The sequence below is a fragment of the Scytonema sp. UIC 10036 genome (assembly GCF_009725235.1).
Map to the genome: position 1 here is coordinate 56,782 of NZ_WJFC01000038.1, position 23,289 is coordinate 80,070.

General features: G+C 42.0%; 24 protein-coding genes. 15 read left to right on the top strand and 9 right to left on the bottom strand.

What is annotated here, in order from left to right; translation table 11 throughout:
• Positions 1-9: 9 nt before the first annotated feature.
• The 4 genes from F7734_RS19235 to F7734_RS19250 all read left to right on the top strand — a co-directional run bounded on the left by F7734_RS19235 (position 10) and on the right by F7734_RS19250 (position 5,143).
• Positions 10-1,173 (top strand): homogentisate 1,2-dioxygenase, encoded by a 1,164-nt coding sequence (locus F7734_RS19235; RefSeq protein WP_155746177.1) that lies wholly within the window; start codon positions 10-12, stop codon positions 1,171-1,173.
• Between the two features lie 100 nt (positions 1,174-1,273).
• Positions 1,274-2,185, top strand: coding sequence for a hypothetical protein (locus tag F7734_RS19240; protein ID WP_155746178.1), 912 nt, complete (start codon positions 1,274-1,276; stop codon positions 2,183-2,185).
• A 21-nt stretch (positions 2,186-2,206) separates the two neighbouring features.
• Positions 2,207-4,357, top strand: coding sequence for an AMP-binding protein (locus tag F7734_RS19245; RefSeq protein WP_243146969.1), 2,151 nt, complete (start codon positions 2,207-2,209; stop codon positions 4,355-4,357).
• 594 nt (positions 4,358-4,951) lie between these two features.
• Positions 4,952-5,143 carry a hypothetical protein gene (locus F7734_RS19250; RefSeq protein ID WP_155746179.1) on the top strand — a complete coding sequence of 64 codons (192 nt, stop codon included), beginning with the start codon at positions 4,952-4,954 and terminating at the stop codon, positions 5,141-5,143.
• Here F7734_RS19250 and F7734_RS19255 read toward each other — a convergent pair.
• From F7734_RS19255 to F7734_RS19265, 3 genes are all read right to left on the bottom strand, one after another.
• Positions 5,122-5,730 carry a PIN domain-containing protein gene (locus tag F7734_RS19255; protein WP_155746180.1) on the bottom strand — a complete coding sequence of 203 codons (609 nt, stop codon included), beginning with the start codon at positions 5,728-5,730 and terminating at the stop codon, positions 5,122-5,124. The two genes, F7734_RS19250 and F7734_RS19255, sit on opposite strands and share 22 nt — an antisense overlap.
• On the bottom strand, positions 5,727-6,197 hold the full coding sequence (locus F7734_RS19260) for a hypothetical protein (RefSeq protein WP_155746181.1): 471 nt from the start codon (positions 6,195-6,197) through the stop codon (positions 5,727-5,729). The genes F7734_RS19255 and F7734_RS19260 overlap by 4 nt, the downstream gene beginning before the upstream one ends.
• A gap of 127 nt (positions 6,198-6,324) precedes the next feature.
• Complete coding sequence (locus F7734_RS19265) at positions 6,325-7,206, bottom strand: SDR family oxidoreductase (RefSeq protein ID WP_155746202.1); 882 nt, start codon at positions 7,204-7,206, stop codon at positions 6,325-6,327.
• A gap of 49 nt (positions 7,207-7,255) precedes the next feature.
• Here F7734_RS19265 and F7734_RS19270 point away from each other — a divergent pair, with 49 nt between their 5' ends.
• The gene (locus F7734_RS19270) at positions 7,256-7,762 is read left to right on the top strand and encodes a BREX system Lon protease-like protein BrxL (RefSeq protein WP_347566236.1); all 507 of its coding nucleotides are present in this window, start codon (positions 7,256-7,258) and stop codon (positions 7,760-7,762) included.
• Complete coding sequence (locus F7734_RS62110; RefSeq protein ID WP_207714144.1) at positions 7,749-7,973, top strand: hypothetical protein; 225 nt, start codon at positions 7,749-7,751, stop codon at positions 7,971-7,973. The genes F7734_RS19270 and F7734_RS62110 overlap by 14 nt, the downstream gene beginning before the upstream one ends.
• A 50-nt stretch (positions 7,974-8,023) precedes the next feature.
• On the opposite strand, the gene F7734_RS19275 is transcribed toward F7734_RS62110, so the two are convergent.
• Positions 8,024-8,419 carry an element excision factor XisI family protein gene (locus F7734_RS19275; protein WP_155746182.1) on the bottom strand — a complete coding sequence of 132 codons (396 nt, stop codon included), beginning with the start codon at positions 8,417-8,419 and terminating at the stop codon, positions 8,024-8,026.
• A gap of 23 nt (positions 8,420-8,442) precedes the next feature.
• A complete protein-coding gene (locus F7734_RS19280) occupies positions 8,443-10,053 on the bottom strand; it encodes a cryptochrome/photolyase family protein (protein WP_155746183.1) in 1,611 nt (536 codons plus the stop codon).
• Positions 10,054-10,304: 251 nt separating this feature from the next.
• Between F7734_RS19280 and F7734_RS19285 the strand changes: the two genes are divergently transcribed.
• The 4 genes from F7734_RS19285 (at position 10,305) to F7734_RS19300 (ending at position 14,488) form a co-directional block, all read left to right on the top strand.
• A complete protein-coding gene (locus F7734_RS19285) occupies positions 10,305-12,239 on the top strand; it encodes a C2 family cysteine protease (protein ID WP_155746184.1) in 1,935 nt (644 codons plus the stop codon).
• Positions 12,240-12,338: 99 nt separating this feature from the next.
• Positions 12,339-12,836: a hypothetical protein gene (locus tag F7734_RS19290; protein WP_207714145.1), complete on the top strand. Its 498-nt coding sequence runs from the start codon at positions 12,339-12,341 to the stop codon at positions 12,834-12,836.
• Between the two features lie 116 nt (positions 12,837-12,952).
• Positions 12,953-14,137: a phosphoserine transaminase gene (locus F7734_RS19295; RefSeq protein WP_155746186.1), complete on the top strand. Its 1,185-nt coding sequence runs from the start codon at positions 12,953-12,955 to the stop codon at positions 14,135-14,137.
• A gap of 165 nt (positions 14,138-14,302) precedes the next feature.
• Positions 14,303-14,488: a hypothetical protein gene (locus tag F7734_RS19300; protein ID WP_155746187.1), complete on the top strand. Its 186-nt coding sequence runs from the start codon at positions 14,303-14,305 to the stop codon at positions 14,486-14,488.
• 136 nt (positions 14,489-14,624) lie between these two features.
• Here the strand turns inward: F7734_RS19300 and F7734_RS19305 are convergent, their stop codons facing one another.
• The 3 genes from F7734_RS19305 to ispE all read right to left on the bottom strand — a co-directional run bounded on the left by F7734_RS19305 (position 14,625) and on the right by ispE (position 16,943).
• Positions 14,625-15,389: a pentapeptide repeat-containing protein gene (locus tag F7734_RS19305; RefSeq protein WP_155746188.1), complete on the bottom strand. Its 765-nt coding sequence runs from the start codon at positions 15,387-15,389 to the stop codon at positions 14,625-14,627.
• 139 nt (positions 15,390-15,528) lie between these two features.
• Positions 15,529-15,849, bottom strand: a complete 321-nt coding sequence (locus F7734_RS19310) for a DUF3082 domain-containing protein (RefSeq protein WP_155746189.1) — start codon at positions 15,847-15,849, stop codon at positions 15,529-15,531.
• A 143-nt stretch (positions 15,850-15,992) separates the two neighbouring features.
• Positions 15,993-16,943, bottom strand: a complete 951-nt coding sequence (gene ispE, locus F7734_RS19315) for a 4-(cytidine 5'-diphospho)-2-C-methyl-D-erythritol kinase (RefSeq protein ID WP_155746190.1) — start codon at positions 16,941-16,943, stop codon at positions 15,993-15,995.
• Positions 16,944-16,999: 56 nt separating this feature from the next.
• Here ispE and F7734_RS19320 point away from each other — a divergent pair, with 56 nt between their 5' ends.
• The 4 genes from F7734_RS19320 (at position 17,000) to F7734_RS19335 (ending at position 21,958) form a co-directional block, all read left to right on the top strand.
• Positions 17,000-17,215: a hypothetical protein gene (locus tag F7734_RS19320; protein ID WP_155746191.1), complete on the top strand. Its 216-nt coding sequence runs from the start codon at positions 17,000-17,002 to the stop codon at positions 17,213-17,215.
• The gene (locus tag F7734_RS19325; RefSeq protein ID WP_155746192.1) at positions 17,178-17,432 is read left to right on the top strand and encodes a hypothetical protein; all 255 of its coding nucleotides are present in this window, start codon (positions 17,178-17,180) and stop codon (positions 17,430-17,432) included. Before F7734_RS19320 ends, F7734_RS19325 begins: the two co-directional genes overlap by 38 nt.
• 156 nt (positions 17,433-17,588) lie before the next feature.
• On the top strand, positions 17,589-18,653 hold the full coding sequence (locus F7734_RS19330) for a serine hydrolase (protein ID WP_155746193.1): 1,065 nt from the start codon (positions 17,589-17,591) through the stop codon (positions 18,651-18,653).
• Between the two features lie 341 nt (positions 18,654-18,994).
• Positions 18,995-21,958, top strand: a complete 2,964-nt coding sequence (locus F7734_RS19335; protein WP_155746194.1) for a zinc-dependent metalloprotease — start codon at positions 18,995-18,997, stop codon at positions 21,956-21,958.
• A gap of 64 nt (positions 21,959-22,022) precedes the next feature.
• On the opposite strand, the gene F7734_RS19340 is transcribed toward F7734_RS19335, so the two are convergent.
• The gene (locus F7734_RS19340) at positions 22,023-22,757 is read right to left on the bottom strand and encodes a DUF1995 family protein (protein WP_155746195.1); all 735 of its coding nucleotides are present in this window, start codon (positions 22,755-22,757) and stop codon (positions 22,023-22,025) included.
• Between the two features lie 240 nt (positions 22,758-22,997).
• On the opposite strand from F7734_RS19340, the gene F7734_RS19345 reads away from it, so the two are divergent.
• Complete coding sequence (locus F7734_RS19345; protein WP_347566234.1) at positions 22,998-23,216, top strand: hypothetical protein; 219 nt, start codon at positions 22,998-23,000, stop codon at positions 23,214-23,216.
• Positions 23,217-23,289: the final 73 nt, after the last annotated feature.

The window sequence follows — 23,289 nt, forward strand, 5'->3', positions numbered from 1 at the left end:
GATGAGAGCATGACTTACTACTATAAATTAGGAAATATTCCCCACAAGCGACACATTCAATTTCGACAACCCGATGGTTCTTTATATCATGAAGAATTAATGGGGATGCGAGGTTTTTCAGGCGTTCAATCCTTGCTGTATCATTTACGTCCACCTACACAAATACAGAAAATTTTGTTAGAGAGGACAGTAAACGTGTCCTATGAAGAATCAAGTCCCCTCTGTCACCGCCATCTACGCACGGCAACAGTAGAATCGGGGACAGATGCTGTAGAGGCGCGTGTTCTGTTAATGGCAAATGTAGATGTCTGCATATCAATTGCTCGACCGACATTGCCGATGCCATACTGGTATCGATGTGCTCATGGTGATGAAGTAATATTCATCCATGATGGCACTGGTGTATTAGAGAGCCAGTACGGGATTGTACACTATCAAGTAGGAGATTATTTAGTTATTCCTGCTGGTGTACTGTGGCGAATTATACCAAACGCCAATGTAGAACAGCGAATGCTTGTGATTGAGGCTAGCGGACACATAGAACCACCCGCTAGATATCTCAATCGTTACGGGCAATTTCTCGAACATTCTCCCTATAATGAACGCGATATTCGACCACCAGAGAAGTTAGAGACTCATGACGAGGTAGGTGAATTTGAGGTGCGGGTCAAAACCAGAGATAGAATTATCAGCTATCTCTATCACCATCATCCTCTAGATGTTGTGGGATGGGATGGCCATCTTTATCCCTTTGCGTTTAGCATTGAGAATTTTGAACCCATCACGGGCAGAATTCACCAGCCCCCTCCAGTACATCAAACCTTTGAGGCTCCTGGCTTTGTTATCTGTTCCTTTGTGCCACGCCTTTTTGATTATCACCCTCTGGCAATTCCGGCTCCTTATAACCATTCCAATGTTGATTCCGATGAGGTAATTTACTACGTATCAGGAAACTTTATGTCCCGGAAGGGGATAGAGCGATCGTCAATGACCATTCATCCCAGTGGTATTCCTCACGGCCCCCATCCAGGAATGTACGAAGGTTCCATTGGTAAAGACCGTACTAACGAGCTTGCTGTAATGATTGATACGTTTCGACCATTGCAACTGACAAAACAAGCCCTAGCGTTGGAAGATAAAGACTACACCTATAGTTGGATTTACCCCCCTTAATCCCCCCTTAGAAAGGGGGGAAATTGAATTCCCAGTTCCCTCCCCTTTCCAAGGGGAGGGTTAGGGTGGGGTAATCATACGTAACACAAGTATAAAGATTATGACTAATACACATCTAAATACCACAAACCCTTTAACCATCTCCTCACGCATCGAAAAGCGATCGCACCGAGGCGAATTAACTCAAAAACAAGTAGATAACTTCCAAGATTTCCTCACCAAAATCAACCAAGAATTTTTACAACACCGCATTATCACCAACAACACCTATACTCGTTGGTTTTCTTACGGTACAGCCACAGACAAAGAACTGCGTTATTTCATTCAGCAATTCTCAGTATTCTCCAATCAGTTCCTCATAGCAGCACTGTTAAAAGCTATTAACTCACCCACTATCGAGCAGTCGCGCAAGAGTCGCGAGATATTGCTAAACGAACTAGGCGTAATTTATCGCAAGCCAGATCGATCCATCGACAGCAATCTAAGTCAGACAGAAGAGGACAAAGATCGAGAAGGAGATCCCGAATTAGTCAGTACCGAAGGTACAGTAGACGGTGGTATTTGTCGTTTCCGCGCCGCACATTTTGAATGGCTGGTCAATTTAGCTGAAGGTTTGGGGTTACATTACGAAGAGATTGGCAAACGCAAGCACGGAAGTTCTACAACCTTACACTTCTGCAATGAACTGCAACGTCTTTATGGAAGCGATGACCCACATATAGCTGAAGGTGCTAGTTTTGCAGTAGAAAACTGGGCAGCAGCAGGCTTTTGGCAGGAATTAGAAGAAGGACTCACGCGCATTAAGCAAGCACGATACCCACAACTGCGTTTGGCATTCTTCAGTTGGCACAATCGTGTCGAGATGCAACACGCCGGACACACTCTGGAAGAACTTGAAGCAGTTTATTTTCAAGCTGACTTTGACCAAGCCAAGTTCATGCAGGGAGGACGAGAAATTCTTGATGCCATTGCTGTTTTTGGGATGGTTTGGAGGCGGATCGTCTTGGAATGAAGCGGTGAGGGGGATGAGGGGATGAGGGGGATGAGGGGGATGAGGGGACAAGGGAGACAAGGGAGACAAGGGGACAAGGGGACAAGGGAAATGAGGGCGCAATTGTCACTGGAACAAATTATTGCTTGTGGTGTCGAAGGAAATACTGCGATCGCAATTCTACGGCAAGTTAATGAGTCGCTTGCTTTATTACAACCGGCAGATTGCTGGCAGTACATAGTGCAATATATTCTTGAACCCAATCATCCCTTTGCACTACACGAACTCCTCTACAAAACTACCTTCTCCAAGTGGGATAGCAGCCAAGGACTACCTCCTGCTTGGTTTCCTTCTAAAGAGCAGATACAAGAAACCAATATCGCTGCTTTAATGAAAACCCTGGGGCTAAATTCTTATCCAGAACTTCATGCGTGGTCAGCAAAAAATCGGGCTGAGTTCTGGGAAATAATGATTCAACGATTGGGTATTCACTTCCGAGAAAAGTACAGCCAAATTATCGATTTGAGCAATGGAGTAGAGTCTCCGCAATGGCTGGTAGGTGCTCGATTTAACATCATTGAAAGTTGCTTTTCAGCACCAGGTGATGCACCCGCTATTCTCTTCCAATCGGATCGTGGTTCAATTTCTACCGTGACTTATGGCGAACTCCAATCCCTCACAAATCAAGTTGCTAATGGATTGGTAGAGAGTGGCTTTCTTCCTGGGGATACTATTGCCATCGTGATGCCCATGACAGCCGAATCTGTGGCAATTTACTTGGGAATTATTAAAGCTGGCTGCGTGGTAGTTTCCATAGCTGACAGTTTTGCAGCTTCAGAAATTGCTATGCGGTTGCGCCTATCCAACGCTCAAGCAATCTTTACCCAAAATTATATTTTGCGTGGTGGCAAGCAATTGCCTCTGTATGAGAAAGTGATAGCAGCTAATTCACCTAAAGCAATTGTTATAGAAACTAAAATGGGCAACGAGGATAGGGAAACTGTTTCCTTGTTAGCATCTTTAAAACTGCGCCCTGGGGATATGACTTGGGAAGATTTTCTCAGTTCCAACCATCAATTCGATGCCATCCCTGCCCATCCTGCTACTGCTATCAATATCTTATTTTCCTCCGGTACGACAGGAGAACCCAAAACCATCCCTTGGACGCAAACAACTCCCATCAAATGCGCTGTTGATGGTCACCTGCATCACGATATTCATTCCGGCGATCGAGTCGCTTGGCATACTAACTTAGGATGGATGATGGGACCGTGGTTGATTTACGCTTGCTTGATAAATGGAGCGACTATTGCCCTTTATTATGGAGTACCTACAGAAAGAGAATATGGTTATTTTATACAAAATGCTAAAGTAAATTTACTAGGCATCGTACCCAGTCTTGTCAGTCAGTGGAAAACAACTGCTTGTATGCAAGGGCTGGATTGGAGTGCAATAAAAGCTTTTAGTTCGACAGGCGAGTGTTCCCAACCCCAAGATATGCATTATCTAATGTCCCTGGCTGGATATAAACCCATTATCGAATACTGCGGCGGTACAGAAATTGGTGGCAGCTATATCACTGGAACTCTAGTACAGCCTTGTATACCTTCAACTTTTACTACACCTGCTTTGGGATTGGACTTTGTGATTCTTGATACAGAAGGAAATTCTGCTAACAAAGGCGAGGCGTTTATCATACCTCCATCAATTGGATTGTCAGCGAAGCTGTTGAACAAAGACCACCACCAAGTTTACTTCGCCAATACCCCCGTTTTACCCTCCTCAAATCCTCTGCGGCGTCATGGCGACCAAATAGAACGCTTAACCAACGGCTACTACATTGCTCGCGGTCGCGTTGATGATACCATGAATCTCGGAGGAATCAAAGTCAGTTCGGCTGAGATTGAACAAGTTTTGAATGGTGAGCCAGGAATTTGTGAAACCGTTGCGATCGCAGTTTCTCCTCCACAAGGAGGACCGAGCCGATTGGTAATCTACGCGGTAGTCGAACCAGAGATGCAACAAAATAAAGCAGCGCTGATGACATCCTTACAAGCAGCAATTAAGCAAAATCTCAATCCCCTATTCAAAATTCACGACCTTGTGGTTGTTAATACTTTGCCACGAACCGCTTCTAATAAAGTCATGCGTCGGGTATTACGCGAACAGTATTGTTTAACAGAAAACCATTAAATTGAACTTGACAGTAGCCTTAATTGATTCTGTTCGTAGTTGCGCTTTAGCGCATGTATTGCAACTACAAACAAGTTATTTTAATAAGTCATTAACCAAACATAATATAACCGTAACTTTTACCAATACAAACCTACTTCCTTTCCACCCGAAGATTATTTATTTAAATGAACCGCAAAGACTCAAAGAGCAAGGGAGTAAGAGGAAAAGCGGATTGGTATTTTATGGGAAGGGCGCAATTCTTGTAGGGTAGGTGTCCTCGCCCGCTTGGTAGTCCAAATAACACACAAAGGCAAAAGCTTCTGCCTTTAGCTTGAGGAAATCCATACATTCATAGAGCATAATTGCCATTACCATATCAACCATCCGTTCTCAGGCTGCAACGGTATTTGTACTTAAGCTATGGAGACAGCTCGCATCTCATGCCAAATAGAAGGCTTCATCCATGTTGTTCATTTCATAGTTACCAAGACGCGAAAGGTGTAGCTTAACTTTTGTATGGATGTTGACTCGAAGCTGCATTTGTAATGCTTATGGGATTGGCACAAAGAAAGTCACAACGACATCATTAACGGTTACTCCGGTACCGTTCAGGTGAGTAACAGCACCTTAGTCGGCAACTCGGCATCCAGTGATGGCGGCGGTATCTATAATAGTGGCATCATAACTGTAAGCAATAGCACCCTAGTCGCTAATGAGGCAGGTAGAAGCGGCGATAATATCTATAACGCTAACGGTAGTACTAGTATCTTTTACGACAATCGCTACGGTAACAGACGTGATTGAATAAAAGCATAGCCCCCATCAAACGTTGGTATCATTTTGCAATTCAATCTCTTTAGTTCATCAACGATATCAGGACTGTCGAAATCTTTGGAGTTCCGGTTGAGAAAACAGGCTGCTGCTGGTAAATGTTGACGCAGCTCGGTGATAACAGATGCATAGACTAGGGCATCCTGAGGGCTGAGATCGTAAGGGCTTTCACAAGCAGCTGCCTCAGTAAGAATATCAACAGTTAGCGGGACGACTTGTGCAATTTTTAACAGTCTCTCCCGATACTCCACAAACCGCTTCCGTTCTTCCTCATTACTTTGAACCAATAATAAAGAAATGTCTTGAATACTGCGGATACGCATCGTGTAGGAGGTTGTGCGCGAAAGCTGGCGCAACTCAGCATCAAGGGCTTGTTGAATTTCCTTGCGGTTCCTGGCTTGACGGCTCAGTTTTTCATGTGGTTCAGCCAAACTATAGGCTGGAATAACTAGTTGACTGCGCCCAGCCTCGCAAAGCTGCAAAATTTGTTCGCAACTGGCACACTGTTCCTGCTGAAAAGCTAGTTCCAGGACAAAGTTGGTTTCAACGTAAATTTTCATGCAGCTGCTGTATTCTCGAAATTTCCCCCCGTTATAGCATCATACAGCCCTGATTCTATCAGCCATTGCTGTGATGCATCCATATCCTCAAGGGGTTCCTCTGCATGAATGATTCTCAAGAGCCACGATGCCACAATTAATTCAAAGCTCTGAGCACTGATTTTGTCCTCACTTACCCCAGCCTGTTCAAAATAAGGTTGGAAAATAGGGCGAGCATCTATAACATAGTCTGGTGTGCTCTCCTCTGTAGAACCGTTGGCATCAGTCCATAAGTAAAGCCGATCTGGAAACGCCATAAGGAAATAAGGAGCTTTTGGAAAAGTACCGTGGGCAAGGATATTATGCCGGAGGCGAGCAGCCCATTCCGGTGAAGCGTTGCGTTTTTTCTTCACCTCAACAACAAGAGTCCGTTGACCATTACGGTCATCTACAGACAAATCCCAGTTACTTTTGCCCTTAGAAAACATAAGTAAAATCTACTTTACAGACTTATTATTCATAATACTAGCTCGCAATGTTGATAATCTTGCATTAGAGGACTTGAACGTTAACGCCATGATGCGACTCTGGAAAGAAAAAGTAGAGGAGCAATCGTCATAACCAAAACTGCCGATAATCCTCAACATACTGCCGCACAGTCAGTGGTGGACGAGCAAGCAATTGCTCTACATCTGGTGTAACGTGACTTGCTAATCCCAAACGAGCAGTTGTGTAAATTCCTACCATGACCGTAATAAAATCCATCGGTAGTCCGCGATCGCGCATTTGTTTGATAAAGTTCCAGACAGAGAGATTGGTATAGTGAATTGGTTTACCCAAAACTGCTGTAAAAATGTCTGCAACTTCGTAATAGGTCAAAGCTTCTCCACCAGTGAGCGTATAAGCTTTGTGAGAATGTCCGTCTTCCATTAAAGTCCGCACTGCAACAGCAGCAATATCGCGCACATCAATAAAACTCGTTCTACCATGTCCGGCGGGCAAGACCAATTCACCACGGGTTTTGATCTCCTCTTTGTGGGTGGTGTTGAGGTTTTGCATGAAGAAACTGGCACGTAAAAAGGTGGCTGGAATACCCAACCGATTGATGTAACTCTCAATCTTCGAGTGCGGCAAAATTGGGTTGCGATCGGCTCCTAAAATAGAAAGAAACACCACTTGCTTGACTCCTGCACGTTTGGCTGCCTCTAACGCTGGAGCAATTTGTTTGCGAACATTGGCTAAATTCGGTGGACGTACCAAAAAGAGTTTGTCAACTCCTTGAAAAGCAGTTGCAAAAGTTGCGGGATTGGTAAAGTTAAATGGGACGCGATCGATACTGTGGTCAGAGAAACCTGCTGTAGGGTGAACGCTCAGTATTTCTGTAGCGGTGTCAGGATTTCTAACGGCAGCACGGACTTGGCAATTTTGGTTTAGCAGTAAGCGAATCACCTCTTGACCGACATTCCCAGTTGCACCTGTCACGAGAATTGTTAACATGAGCCATATTTTTTGTAGCATTTCCATGATAAATTAATCATCGAAACTTATACCTCTATGCGAACACAACTATAACTTGGTTGAACTGGGTCTGCGAGGAACTGGTAAATCCTATGCTTATCAAGAACTCAGTCCTTATTCTATTTTGTTGATGGGCCCGACCACAGTTGCCAACCTCTTTTACAACATGGCAACTGGTAGAATGGGATTAATTGGCTTGTGGGATGCGATCGCATTTGATGAAGTAGCTGACCTGCAAAAAATGCCTAAAGAAGTTGTTACCACCCTCAAGACCTACTGTGAGTCTGGAACCTTTGCCAGAGGAAAAGAAGCGCTGTCAGGAAGTGCTTCACTGGCGATGTTTGGCAATACAAATCAACCAGTAGAAGTGATGGTGCGTTCTTCCCATCTTTTTATCCCCATGCCAGATGTTATTCGTGAAGACATGGCTTTCCTTGACCGCATTCATTACTATATACCTGGTTGGGAAATCCCAAAGATGCGGATCGAATTCTTTACCGACCATAGTACAACCGGGATTATTGATTTTAGGTGATCTTAGCATTCAAGGCAATATCAAAGCAGTTCGTTCTCTGTCCGAACCACTGCAACTAGGAATGGATAATGGAGCACGACGGGCTTTAATTCCCATTGAAAATAAGCGTCACTTTCTAGAGGTGTCGGCAGACATTATGGAACGAGTCGATCCAATTTTTTACAGCGATCCTTTAACGGCAGCTATGAAAGCCCTAGGTGTGAACTTATGATGTTATCAATTACTGTCGATACATCCTAAATTCATGCAACTTCAAGCAGCTTACCCACAGCTTCTACTTTCAATCGATTTGATATCACCGTTGTCGAGTTCATTAGTGCCGCTAGCATAAGTTGGGTTAAGCTGTCTGATCGAAGGAGGATACAATCCTAAGACCATTTGCGATTTTGGGATACCGTGATTTGAGAGCGCTTCGCCAATATCAAGATCGCTCTGATTATGTTGAATCCAAACTTTGCCATGAATGATTTCAATGTGAATGACTGGGTAGAAAACCCGTTTTTCTTCCTTCACCCAGCCCTGACACAGGAGTTGATATCGATTCGATTGCCGATCGAACACAGGCACAACCTGTAAGGTGTTGGGAATCAGGTTTGCAGGAATTGATTCTAACAAGGTTTCAATGATGGCTTGTTGGCAAATTTCTATAGGAACCATGTCGTTTGATTGAGTCTGTTGTGTTAAGAAAGAGTCGCATGCCAATCTCGTGCTTGTTTGCGGATGCTTTCTAATTCTTCTTGGGAAATGCGGTCAAGATGTCCCAAAATCAAGCTCATTCGTCCTTGAGATTGTAGTTTATCGCGGTGACGGTCAAGAAAATCCCAGTAAAAGAAATTAAACGGACAGGCTTTTTCTCCAACACGTTCTTTTGGATTGCGATCGCATCCCTTACAATAATCACTCATCTTATTGACATAATTACCAGATGCTGCATATGGTTTTGATGCCAATACTCCGCCATCAGCAAACAATCCCATGCCAATAACATTCGTCTGCATCACCCAGTCGTAAGCATCAATAAAAGTGGCATGAAACCAATTTTCCACTTCTTGTGGTGAAATTCCTGCAATCAAAGCAAAATTACTCAATACCATTAACCTTTGGATATGATGAGCATAGCCAGTCCGTTGTAACTGAGATAAAATTTGACGCAGACAGTTCAAGTTGGTGTCACCCGTCCAGAAAAAATCAGGTAAAGGTTGGGTGTGGTTAAACCAGTTTTTTTCAGGATAATCTGCACTCACGAAGTGATAAATTCCATGCATATACTCCCGCCAACCCAACACCTGACGGATAAAACCTTCAACACTATTTAAAGGCAGTTTGTTTTGGTGATATGCTTTTTCTGCTGCTTGAATCACCTCCAAAGGTTGGAGTAACCCAATATTGAGATACGGAGAAAGCATGGCATGCCACATTGTTTCTTCGCCTGTAACCATGGCATCTTGGTAAGGACCAAAATCGGGTAAGCGGTTGTTGATGAACCAATCTAATACTTCTAACGCTTGAGAACGGGTGACCGCCCAGCGAAAGGGTTCTTGAGTATTTAACCGCTGATGGACGCTGATGGACGCGGATAATTGGTTCTCTTGTGCAGGTGTATCTGGTACAGGCTGCGGTTGCAATATTTCTGTACCGTAGGTTGGAAAGGGTAAAGAGTTGACGTGGGTAATGACTTTTTGCGTTATCTCATCTGGTTCAAACCATTTAGCTGGTGGTGTCTTTAATTTTCCTTTTGGAGGCTGACGATTGTTTTTATCAAAGTTCCATTGTCCTCCGGTTGGTTTATCTCCTTCCATCAGAATTTGAAAACGCCGTCTTCCTTCTCGGTAGAAATCTTCCATCAACAAACGTTTGCGAGGCTTAGCCCAAGTTTTAAATTCTTCCGAATTCCATAAAAAGTGATTGTTGGGAATTAGGGTGAGTTGACAATTTAATGACGAGAGGTAACGCGTTTCTAAATTTTTGATCGCTTTTAGAAAGGGCAGATCGTTGGGGATCATAACCCGTAAGTCAGTGATTTGTTTTTCCTTAATCCAGTGTTGAAGCGGTGTCTCAAAATCTTCTGCAATTTTATAAGTGACTGAATAACCAAGCTGTTGTAATTCTTCGGCAAAATGCCGCATTGCTGACCATACTAAAACTAGCTTTTGCTTGTGATAGGGGCGTTCTCGGACATGACTCAGCGACTCAACCATTATGACATGTAAATTATCCGCCTTGGGACAATTTTGCAAAGCTGCTTGTTCAGACCAAAGTTGATCCCCTAATACCCAAACACCAATCATCATTATATCTATAACTGATTAAAATCTAGCATTAATATAACCCACATTTCAGGAGTGCAGATAACTTACGGGTAGTATTCATACCATACTCTCTGCGGTAGCACGGAAAATTTGTAATAAATAATACACTTTAAGAAAATTTCAAAATTTTGCGTAAAACTCTGAAGTCCAATTGAAGCAATAAGAGAGGACTCAATAAACTCAAAGATTTGAATTAAATACAGACTTCATATTTCATCCTAAAGGTTATATCAATGGTATTCACATCACAAGAATTTGATACCACCAATCTTTTCATTGGTAATGGTACAGGAGAACTCAATTCTTTAAATGCAGTATCCTTAAATTCTAACACTTTATCAGGATTAAATACTCAGTTAGCGCCAGGTAATACAACTCTTCTTGACTCTAGTTTGTTCAAAATAGATCCTCTATTTCCTTCGGAGATTGTAGCCTTTGTTGGAGATCCTGGTAACACTATAGCTAGTGCGAGGAACATAGGTACTCTCAACGGCACTAAAACCTATAACAACTCTGTAGGAAATACTGACACTTATGACTATTTCCGCCTTAACCTAAATACGGCAAATAGCTCTCTCAACGTCTCCTTGACAGGTATGACAGCTGACGCTGATGTTGATGTTCTCAATCATGGTGGTGCCATCATTGCCTCTTCCACTCGTGGTGGAGCTGTAGACGACTCAATTAACCTTTCTGCCTTAGCAGCTGGAGATTATTATGTTAGAGTGCGTCAGTATAGTGGCAATACAAATTATAGTTTGAAGCTATCTAACGCTCAGCCAAACAACCTTTTAACAAAAGACATTGATATTGAAACTCTCAATGGAACTCGCACCTACAGTGACTCTGTAGGCCATAACGACACTTCAGATATGTATCGTTTTAGTCTAAGTTCGGCTGCTAGTGGTTTTAATGTGACTCTGACTGGATTAGGTGCTGATGCTGATGTGCGACTGGTTCGAGATGCTAATAATAATGGCATTGTGGATGCGGGGGAAGAAATTAGTCGTTCCAATAATGGAAGTAGTCATTCAGAATGGATTCAGGCTTCTCTAGCAGCAGGAAATTACTTTGTCCAGGTTTACCAATACAGTGGCAATAGCAATTATGACTTAAGTATTTCTACAGGTGACTGGTATAGCTCCAATCTCTCTGATGGAGGTTTGATTGGTGAAGCACGTTTTGCTACAGCAGATGGGCACATTAGCCGCAATGAAATGATTTCTATTCTGCGAGAAACGAAAGATTACGGTAGCATCGACACTAATGAACTCACTAGCTTGCGTAAATTATTGAGCGGTGCAGGCTATATGATGCCAGAATATGTGCGAAATCTATCGAATAAGGTGATTAACTCCGATCCTGCAAACCCTCGTTCTGGTATCGGTAACCTTTATGTTGGTAGCAGTGACACCCAGATGGAGAAGCTCATTGGTAAGTGGTTTTTAGGAAACGATCGCCCTACAGCCAGTGGTACATACAACTACGCGAGTGGTTCTTTGTTCCAAAATGGCATTAGTCACACAGATGTGGATCAGGGAATTGCAAACAATTGTTACTTTTTAGCAAGTCTGGGTGTAGTTGCTTTACGCACCCCCACCGCCATCTCTAATATGTTCACCGACAATAATGATGGCACTTTTACTGTCCGCTTTTTTAATAACGGTGTAACTGATTACGTAATTGTAGATAGATATTTGCCAACAACTAGTAGTGGTTATTTTGTCTATGCTAACGAAGCTTCTGGCTTAACTTACAATAGTTCTAGCAACGAATTATGGGTGGCTCTAGCAGAGAAGGCTTACGCTCAAATTAATGAATCTGGCTGGATTGGTCAAGATAATACAAACTCTTACTCTGGTACAGATTTTGGTTGGCCCTTCAACGCCATACGTCAGATTACTGGACGCAATACAGATCATAATAATGTTAGCACTCTAAGTAGTATTGTTAACACTTGGAATGCTGGTCAATTAGTTGTTTTAAACTCTAAGGTTTCAACAACTAATGGTGTTGTTGAAAATCACTCTTACGTAATGACAGGTTATAACTCTTTGACACAAAACTTTACTCTTTACAACCCTCATGGAGGTTTTGGTAGTACCATTACCCTAAGTTGGAATCAAGTTCTAAATAATTTCGACACTTGGGATAGAACTACTGCTTAATACCAAATCTGGTTTTCTAACTCCTTAGGGGTCAATACTACGTAGGTTTTGCATAAAAATACGCAGTATTGCCTTAGGGGTCTTAAAGTTACCTTCAATATGCTCATGCTCAAAAATTTCTTTATTGTCACTTTGATTGTGGGTTCACTGACATGGAGCTATATGCTATTAGCTCACGGTCAAACTCAGATTCCATTCACTAAACCTGTTATGTCTACTGTTAACGGAGTTCTGATTAAGAATATTTCTCTTATGGCACGGGAAGAGAAAAAACAGCCTCCTGGAACTCAACAGGTGTCACCAAGAGATATTGGGTTTGCTTCAGTGTTTTTTCACATAGAAAATACCACACAAGCAAATATTAACGTCATCATTGAAGCAATTGAAATTCGTAATTCAGATAACAAAACGATACTCAAGCAGGCAACTCCCGAAGAAATTATCTTGAAACCACTAGAAGACTCAAAAAATAGTTTTCATTTAACTAACAAATTGGGCATCCCAGGTTCAGGTAAGGTAAAAGCTGTCCTGACTTACCGAATCGGCGATCGCACCGAAGTCATCGAATCAGCACTAGTGAATGTAGATCGATTTTAGCAATTGTCATTTTTTTTTCCCAAACTACTAAAAAAATGTAAACAATTTTGAAGACCAAAATCGGTATGCTGTATACTAGCTAACCTAATGCCATACTCCCGCACTAAGTTCACTCTATGTCAGAGCATCTCTCTCTCCCAACAGTTAAACCCAATATTCCCCATTTTTCCTCCGGACCCTGTGCAAAACGCCCTGGTTGGTCGGTGGAAAAACTAGCTAATGCTTGTGTAGGTCGTTCTCATCGTTCCACGGATGGTAAAGCCAAGTTAGCAGAAGTTATCGAACGTTCCAAGAAAATTCTTGGTGTTCCCTCAGACTATCGTTTGGGTATTGTTCCTGCATCCGATACAGGCGCTGTGGAAATGGCAATGTGGTCATTGCTGGGAAAGCTTCCCTTGGATATCTTGGCATGGGAAAGTTTTGGTCAGGAATGGGTGAAAGATGTAGTAGATGAGCTAAAGTTGCCTGATGCTCGCATTATGAAGGCACCCTATGGTACTTTACCCGATCTACACCAAGTAGATTTTAGTCATGATGTGGTGTTTTTGTGGAACGGAACAACATCCGGTGTTAGATGCCCTAATGGTGATTGGATAAAAGACGATCGCCTTGGGCTGACCATTTGTGATGCGACTTCTGCTGTCTTCGCAATGGATATCCCATGGGAAAAGCTGGATGTAGTCACCTATTCTTGGCAAAAGGTTTTGGGTGGAGAAGCACAACACGGAGTTATTGTGCTTTCACCACGCGCAGTGGAACGTTTGGAAAGCTATGAACCCGATAGACCCATACCAAAGATTTTCCGTCTTGCCCAAAAAGGCAAGTTGATTGAAGGTATCTTTAAAGGAGACACCATCAATACCCCATCAATGCTGTGTGTGGAAGATGCACTTGACGGTTTAAGCTGGGCAGAAAGTATTGGTGGGCTTCCAGGGCTAATTCGTCGCAGTGAAGCCAATCTCGCTGCGATCGCCCGTTGGGTTGAGAACAGCAGTTGGGCTGCATTCCTTGCTGAGAATCCTGACATTCGCTCCTGTACTTCTATTTGCCTAAAAATAAAAGATTCTTGGTTTGGGACTTTGAATTCAGAAAAACAAGCAGAATTTGCCAAGAAACTGGCTAAAGTTCTGGAACAAAAAGAGGTTGCTTACGATATTGCATCCTATCGTTCTGCACCTCCCGGAATCAGAATTTGGGGTGGTGCTACGGTAGAAACTTCGGATATCGAAGCTTTATTACTTTGGTTGGATTGGGCTTTTGCTACAGTTAAAGCCGATTTCGAGACAGCTGTAGCAGCGTAAGCGGGCAAAACAAAACTAAGCTATATTACCTAAAAACGTAGGTAGGGCTATGCCGCACATTCAGTATTGTAGGGCATAACCCCACCTACAAAAATTGGTAATTCTAGAGCGCAAAGGGAGTAGGCACAGCTTTCTCAATCCAAAATCCAAAATCTAAAATCTAAAATGGATAGCGTTTTGCTTTTTGAGCCAACAAATGAACGAGATTTATCAGAAACTCTAAGCCGAGTGATAAATTGGAGAGAGAAAGATGCTCAGCTAGGTGAAAGATGCCGCAATCATATTTCATCAAAATTGAGTTTTGAAAAAATGATTGATGGTATTGAAAAAATATTAGTAACTGTTGTATGAAACTCCTATTCCTCTGTGTACTCTGCGTTTGGTGTGGTTCAATAAATTAAATTACTTTTGAACCGTAGAGTACGCAGAGAGGGCAGAGAAAAAAGATGAGAAATTGCCGCCTGAATTAAAATTTTATGAGCCGAACTTAATTGACCGCAATGGGCAAGATGAATTCGAGACCCGTTGGATGTAAACAAGTTCCATTCAAGTTTGCTTTGCTAAAATTAACACTTCTGTCATTCAGATAACTTAGGTCATATATTCCTAATTTCTCAAAATCAGGTGAACCGAATAACTTTGCATGGCTGAGGTTTGCGTGCGTAAGATTGGCGTTCCGGAAATCGGCTCCTCTTAAATCGGCATAGCTGAGATCGGCTCCAAAAAGATTGGCTCCCTTCAAATCGGCTGCACAAAGATCTGCCCCAGAGAGATTTGCTCCATGAAGGTTGGCATCGTTAAGATCCGCAAATCGCAAACTTGCGTGGTGGAGATTTGCATGACTGAGGTTGACTCCACTTAAACTGGCTCGAAAAAAAAGACCGTGATAAATGACACATACCCCAAGATCTGCTCTTGCGAGGTTTGCTCCAGTCAAATTAGCTCCACTAAACTCCACCGACGCTAAAAACAACCCATCACTCAGGTTAGCGTGGCTCAGGTTGGCTCCACTTAAGTCTGCAATGCTAAAATCGACACCGCTTAAGTCCGCATTGTAAAAATTTGCGTTTCGCAGTTCGGCTTCGTAAATTTTGACTCCTTTTAGATTTGCATAACTAAAGTTTATACCATCTAAGATAGTCGAAAGTTCAATATGACTTAGGTCTGGGTTAATTTCAGGGTTTTTGTCCCTCCATTCGTTCCAAGCTTGGACGCCGGACGAAATCAAAGCCAACAATTCGCGACTTACCATTACAAGTTTACGTTAAGCTTCGTTAAAGATAAAATATGAAAAATTGACTCCTTTTTGGTAGAACGCAAAACAAGTCCCTATTTAGCATTAATAGCTTCAAATCCTTCTGCTTTTATTTCGGTTTCAAAGGCTGACTAGTTTAATTTTGTTTTCCTGTCTGCTTCTGGACAACCAGTTGCACTGCTAATGCCAACAACCCTATTGTTACTATGCCAAATACTCCAGTACCTAAAGCAGTTACACCTATAACTAAAGTACGCACGGCAGAAGCAATATTTGCCGCTAATTGGCTGTTTGATGCAATGGGTTTATTGGCATAGGTTGTAACTATACCAACCATCAGAGAGTACAATCCATAGGTTAATGCCCCGGAAATCAAGGCTCCTATTATGCAGCGTAAAGGAGTTGTTGGTACTTGCGCTTGAGGGTCTGTTGGTTGCACGAGCTTTTTGTCTGCCATAATTTATACCATTTTGGATTTTGGATTTTGGATTTTGGATTTTAGATTTTGGATTGAGAAAGCCATACTTAGACTTGATTCTATCTAACTATCTGTTGTATTTTTTCATTGCTATGAGTTATCACTTGTAAATTTAGTCACACTTAACGATTAACCGTGAATTGTACCCCATGTGTAATGCTTTGAGTAACGAATAATTCTAAATCTTTGTCAGGAATGGTTTCTCTAATACGAGTTTTAACTTGTTCCGCGTGCTGTTGAGATTCACAAATCCCAAACACGCTCGGACCGGAACCAGACATCATTGTTCCTAAAACACCAGCCGCCGCAAATGTCTCCCGTAGTTGCAAGACTTGCGGATATTCTGGCAACACTACACGCTCTAAATCGTTGTGGAGCTTTTCGGCAATTTCTTTTGGATCTCTGTTTACTATCGCTTTGACTATCGCTCCGGAATGAACTGCTGCAGCACGAGCTGCCAAGCTTTCGGTATCTCTCAGATAAGTATCCCCAAATTGCTGTCGATAGGTTTTGTATGCCCAAGCGGTAGAAACTTCTAAGCTGCGGTATTTGCCCAATACTATATATATGTTGTCTAAAGAATTAAGCGGTGAAAGCTGCTCACCTCTACCTGTGGCGATCGCAGTCCCACCCCCTATGCAAAATGGTATATCTGAACCTAGTAGAGATGCGAGTTGCTCTAATTCTGTGCGAGTCAAACCTAAATTCCACAGCAAATCTATTCCTACCAATACAGCTGCTGCATTCGCCGAGCCTCCTGCTAACCCAGCGGCGATGGGGATACGCTTGTTAATACTAATGTCTACACCACCATATTTTGCATATGCATCTGGAAATTTTACTGTCATTAATTCAGCTGCACGGTATGCTAAATTACCTCTGTCTGTTGGTAATTCTGGTTTGTTACAGCGAAGGCGAATCGTATCAATACTGCCTGCTTCTAGATGAATTTCATCTGCTAAGTCAATACTCTGGAGTATCATAACTAACTCGTGATACCCATCGGAGCGATCGCCAATAATTTCTAGGTATAAGTTGATTTTGGCAGGGGCTATTAAGGTGTAACTACGCATATGTAAAGTTCAGAGCTAGGAGTTGATCTTCTGCGTTAGTAAATAACACAATAATTATGTCAGGCATTTACATTTTCACATTAAATGCAAATTATTTCTTGACACTGCCTCTGCTTTTGTTCTATTATGGCGACTACCTTAAGATAGAAAAACTTTATCTTTCTATTGGTAGCTGCGATCGCAGTCAAAATTTACAAAATCAAAGCATTATCAATTTGCGATCTTGGAAAATTGATGACTCCTTACTTTTTCAAGCTAGCCCAAGAAAATGAGAATCTCTATAAAAAAGAGCTGCTTAAGTATGGTGTGGAACAGAAGTTAGCAGCCTCAGCCGCAAAGATTCTAGCGTCTGAAAAACCAAATGAACTCCTTAGTTCAGAAGAGTTGCGAGTGCTTACAGAAGCTTGCGAACAGTGGTCAACACAATATTTATGCCTTAATAGAGGTATAGAAAAGAATCGCCGTTTACGTAAGGATTTTTGGTCATAAGTATAGCATTATCAAATGCAGAAACAAGATCGCCAAAAATCCCTGAACTGTAAAGCTTGGAAGAAAAATTTGTCATTATCTTGACATTGGCTCTTATTTATGAATAAGATGCAAAACATTTCCGTAGCGTTTACGTTCAAACCTCCTAGCACTCTAATGAAACTACACTGGTACGTATTAAGCCTCACATCTGTTGTATTATTATCCTCTCCAGTCAAAGCAACCCTATCACAATCTACGTATAATAACCAAACAAGAGCGGTCGGTCAGAGTCAAGACTACCGTAGAATTGCGGGTAACAATTCTTCAAAAGAATTAACTAATTTACCGGGAATTGAATTTATTGCCCCAAAACCGGAAACTCATTCTGTAAATCCAAGCGATCGTGATTCATTTGCCGAAATTGTTCCTCTAGGCAAGGAAATGTCAGCGCTTAATTCTCAAATTCGAGCCTTAATGGATCGTTATAATTTTCTTGTCCCAGGAATGTTTTTCTTGGATTTGCAGACTGGCGATTATTTAAATATTAATGGAGATAAAGCATTTCCAGCAGCTAGCACCATTAAATTCCCAATTTTGATAGCGTTATTTCAGGAAATAGAAGCTGGTAGAGTGAGTCTTGACGAACCTCTAGTGATGCGACGGGACTTAGTTGCAGGTGGTTCTGGAGATATGCAAGATAAATCTGTTGGTAGTCGATTTACCGTCTTGCAAACCGCAACTAAGATGATGACTATCAGTGATAACACCGCCACAAATATGATTATTGACCGTTTGGGTGGTCAGGTTATACTCAATCAGCGTTTTCACAGTTGGGGATTGCAAAATACTGCAATTCGCAATCTTCTAGCAGACGTTAACGGAACTAATACCACTAGTGCAAAAGACTTAGTGAAATTGTCTGCACTAATTACCAACAATAAATTAATCAATAACACCAGCCGTGCTCAAGTTTTGGAGATGATGCGTCATTGTCACAATCAAAGTATGCTGCCATCTGGTTTGGGTTCAGGTGCTATCATTGCTCACAAAACTGGAACATTGAGATTTGTGCTTGGAGATGCAGGGATTATTCAGACACCAACTGGGAAAATATATTTAGCAGGGATTTTGGTTAAGAGACCCAATCATGACTCTAGAGCAACAGCGTTTATTCGTCAAGTTTCCCGATTTGTCTATGATTACGAGAATAATTCACAATTAACGGGTTTTAAACAGTGACCACCCGATCGGTACGTAGATAGGAAGGTAAACCCGAAATTTTAATTTTCGTTAAGTATGGAATTGCCGATCGCTGCTCGCTGCTTATCCGTCACTGATTAAAATCTATATATGGATGGGTGTAAAAACAATACGTACCATGTGAGACAGAAGCAATTATTGGGAAAAATACTACAGTAAGACACACAGCCACAAAGTTAAGCAACTGACACCAGAAATTTAACTTTCTAGTGTATAGCAGCTAAGGATCTTTTCCAGATCGCCTCTAAGGTGAAGCGAAATTAGCTTTGTTGAGCAGGTATCAAACAGAGTAGATGGGAGCAATACTGGAGATAGATTGAATGAAAAAATTTACCTTTTATGTTGTTTTGTTGCATTGCTTATTTTTAGGTATATCATCTGCTAAGGCAACAGATGACAAAACAAATGTAACGCAGGCAACAGATGTGGTAGATAGATTATCTGTAAAAAATTCAGATGTCTCATCTACGACAAAGTATACAGAGAAATCCATTCTTGACACATCCTCTCGCACGGGGCTAAAGCGAGACCAAGTCTGGGTTCTTGACCAAAAAAAACCGCAAGCACAACGCAAACCTTTTACTTGGGTTGTTAATGATACTAAAAAAGTCGGTCAGCAACCTTTTCTACAAGTACAAAAAAATTTAGATAAGTCTGAAGAAACGAGTGAAAAAGTAGGTTCTACTGCAAAACCAGCTCCAAAGGAGGAATTTGAAGCTTTTGATAAAGTTGTTAAAGATACTGAAAAGCTAGAAGGTTTATTCACTTTATACCGAAATAAAGAACAGAATAAGATATATTTAGAAATTAAACAGACTCAATTAAGTAAAAATTACTTGGCTACAGCAACATTGGAATCTGGTATTGGTGAAGCTGGCATATACAGTGGTATGCCCTTACAAGATTTCTTGTTTTACTTTGAACGGATGAATAAAAACATCCAATTTGTAGTTCGTAACGTGAATTTTCGTGCTCGTGAAGGAGATCCCCAACAGCGATCGCTCGCCCGCTCTTTTAGCGATTCAGTCCTTTACTCCATACCAATCAAAAGCATCCATCCACAACGCAAAACCATACTTATAGACTTAGGTGAACTCCTGTTAACAGATTTAGCAGGATTATCTTATAGTTTGGGTATCTCTCCAGGTACGGACAAGTCATATTTTGGGAATGCTAAAGCCTTTCCTTTCAACATGGAAGTTGAGTCAGTTTTAAATTTCTCCAGTGCTGGTAGTAGTGACAACAGTATGTTCCGTTATGCCTCCCTACCAGATAGCCGTGGATTTACCTTGCGGGTTCATTACAGTTTCTCTCAACTTCCAAACAACGGTTACCGCCCACGCTTAGCAGATGAGCGAGTCGGTTATTTCATTAGCGCATACCAAGACTTGTCCGATGACGATCGCAAAGAACCCTTTGTCCGCTATATCAACCGATGGAATCTAGAAAAACAAGATCCCAAAGCAGCTATTTCACCACCTAAAAAACCAATTATTTTCTGGATTGATAACGCGATTCCCCTAGAGTATCGAGATGCTGTGAAAGAAGGCGTCTTAATGTGGAATAAAGCCTTTGAAAAAGCTGGATTCAAAGATGCCATTCAAGTTCGTCAGATGCCAGATGATGCTACTTGGGACCCTGCCGATATACGTTATAACACCATTCGATGGATTAACACGGTGGATGGTTATTTTGCTTTAGGACCTTCTCGTGTCAATCCCATGACTGGAGAAATTTTGGATGCTGATATTCTCGTTGATGCCAGCTTTGTAAGAGCACTGAAGGGTGAATATCGCAAACTCGTCCAACCCAACCAAACACAAGCTCGAACTCCCCTATCAACATTAATGCAGGAACGTCTCCTGTGTAACAATCGCTTAGACGCTAAAAACAATGACACTCCCAATCAGAATCAACCAACAGATGGATTTAGTAACCGCCTGTCACAATTAGCAGGCGCATTCGATCTTTGCTACGGAATGGAAGCAGCCAATCAATTTGCTTTTGGTTCTGTGGCAATGTCACTGTTGCAAGACACACCTCCTAGTAGCGAACAGATAAAAAACTATATTCATCAGTATTTACGTCTTATTATTGCTCATGAAGTCGGACATACTTTAGGGTTAAGGCATAACTTCCGTGGAAGTACTTTGCTTGCGCCCGAACAGATGAACAATACAGAACTCACTCGCAGCAAAGGTCTGATCTCATCAGTGATGGACTACATTCCACCCAATATTGCACCTAAAGGGACCAAGCAAGGTGATTATTTTCCCAGTATGGTAGGAATTTACGATGAGTGGGTAATTCAGTACGGTTACACACCCCTACCAGCTGCATCCACAACTGCTGAAAAGCCATTTTTGGACAAGCTTGCTAGTGAATCTTACAAACCCGAATTAAGTTACTCCACAGACGAAGATGTTTTGGACCTCGACCCAACTTCTAATGCATGGGACAATAGCAGTAACGTTCTGGCATATTCTCAGGGACAGTTAGATAATGCACGGTTAATGTGGGAACGCCTTAACAAGAGTTACCCCAGTGCAGGTGAAAGTTTTAGTGATGTCAAAGAACGATTTGGCACCGTGTTTAGTAACTATGTCCAGAATATTTACTATACTTCAAAATATATCGGCGGTCAGTCTTTCTACAGAGTTCATCCAGACAATCCTCAAGGACAATTACCCTTTCAACCCGTACCTGTTGCACAGCAACGACAAGCATTAGAGATTTTGCAAAAATACGTCTTTGCTGAAGATGCTTTAATTTTTCCTCCAGAACTGCTGAATAAATTAGCTCCTTCTCGCTGGCGTCACTGGGGAAGCGCACCCCGAACCGGACGCTTGGATTATCCAATTCACGATTTGGTGTTATTTATGCAAGGTTCCGTGTTAACAGATTTGCTTTCAGGCGATCGCCTTTCCCGTCTTAAAGACCTTGAACTAAAAAGCGAACCTGAAAAAGCACTGACTTTACCAGAATTATTTGATACTTTACAAACGGGAATTTGGAGTGAAGTCCTCAAACCAAACGGTAAAACTATCAAAATATCTAGCTTGCGTCGGGGTTTACAGAGAGAATATCTCGACCTTTTAATGGGTATGGTGTTGCGGAAGAAAAACGTCCCAGAAGATGCTCGCACGCTCGCTTGGTATAAACTCAGACAGTTAAATGAAAAACTGGATGGGGCAAATTCCAACGATGATTACACCAAGGCTCATTTGCTAGAAACACGTGACAGGATTAACAAAGCTTTAAATGCTCAGTTAGAGGCAAATTGAATGGTTAGTGGTTAGTTGTTAGTGGTTAGTAGGGGCGTAAGGCAATGCGCCCGTACATAGTTATTTAATTCCTTAACGCACGTAAGAAACGTTGCAAACTTTTAAATATATTGGGCTTTTTCGCAACTGGTGTACCTGATGCTGTGGATGCAGAACCTTGTTTAGCCAGGATAAGATCCAATTCATCTCCAGAAGGCTTTTTTGGGAGTTCAGCAATTTTTTGATACTCCCCACGGTTTTCTAACCAAACTTCCCACTGACTGGGATAACAGCGAAAGACTGCAGTTTCATTATCCACAGGGCGAAGATAATAGCAGTTTTCAATTGTACTGATAAAGCGATCGCGTAACTGCCTAGCTGCGTAACCAATACCCACCGCCCCTAAATCTTCCAGGCGCGGATTCAAGATGATGAGCGGGCGATCCCCCACCAGTTGAGCCATCTTTTCGACTTCCCCTACTTCCACTACAGTAGGGGCAATCAGAAAGAAGATTTCGTCTTCCGGCTCGATTTTTTTCTCTAAAGATAATCTGCCAGTGCCTATGTCAAAAATTTTAAATGGCACATCCGTCCACTCCCGACTTGCAAGGGCTGCTCCGCCAGCATCGGGAAAGAAAACCTTAAGTTTTGACCCATACTCTGCAAAAACTGACAGAAATTGTTCTGCCACAAGCATGGGTTTGAGTTCTGGAAACAAAAAGTCAACTTGTATCCGCTTGCATCCATCTGCTAGTGCTGCTTTAGTTGCCTCGCGAGCTTGAGCGATCGCATCTTCTAGACTGTTTGGAAGTTCTGCCATATTAAATAAATTTTTGATTTAAGACTTTCGATCTTACTCCCAAACCGCGCTAAAATTACCGATTTTTGTAGCTAGGGCTAAAGCCCACTATACATACACATTCACTCTTAAGTACTTCTTTGGGAGTATTTTTGTGCAGGCTAAGATAAGATTAAGATAAGGTTATTAAAATCTTCGGAATTTACTTGTATAATTTTTTTCTGTGAGGATTGCTATATTAACCCCAAAATAGGAGACAAGGTGCTGATTTTACATCCAGCATATGTGGCTGGAAAAATAGGGGAGATTTGCGGTCAGGAAGATTTGGGCAATCCAACTTCAGCCGTGAATCCTCAGGCCGATCGCACTAAACAACGGTGGCTTGTGCGAGTTGAAAATGAGAATGCCACAGAAAGTCTAGTGGTATCGCTGTTTCCCAGAGAATTTGAAATTTTCAAGAACGACTTTGAGCCATTTTAGCTTAATCCAAGAGAAGCCTCTCATTCACTCTGTAATCAGAGGAATGATGAGATGAATCTTGGGGCAATGACGA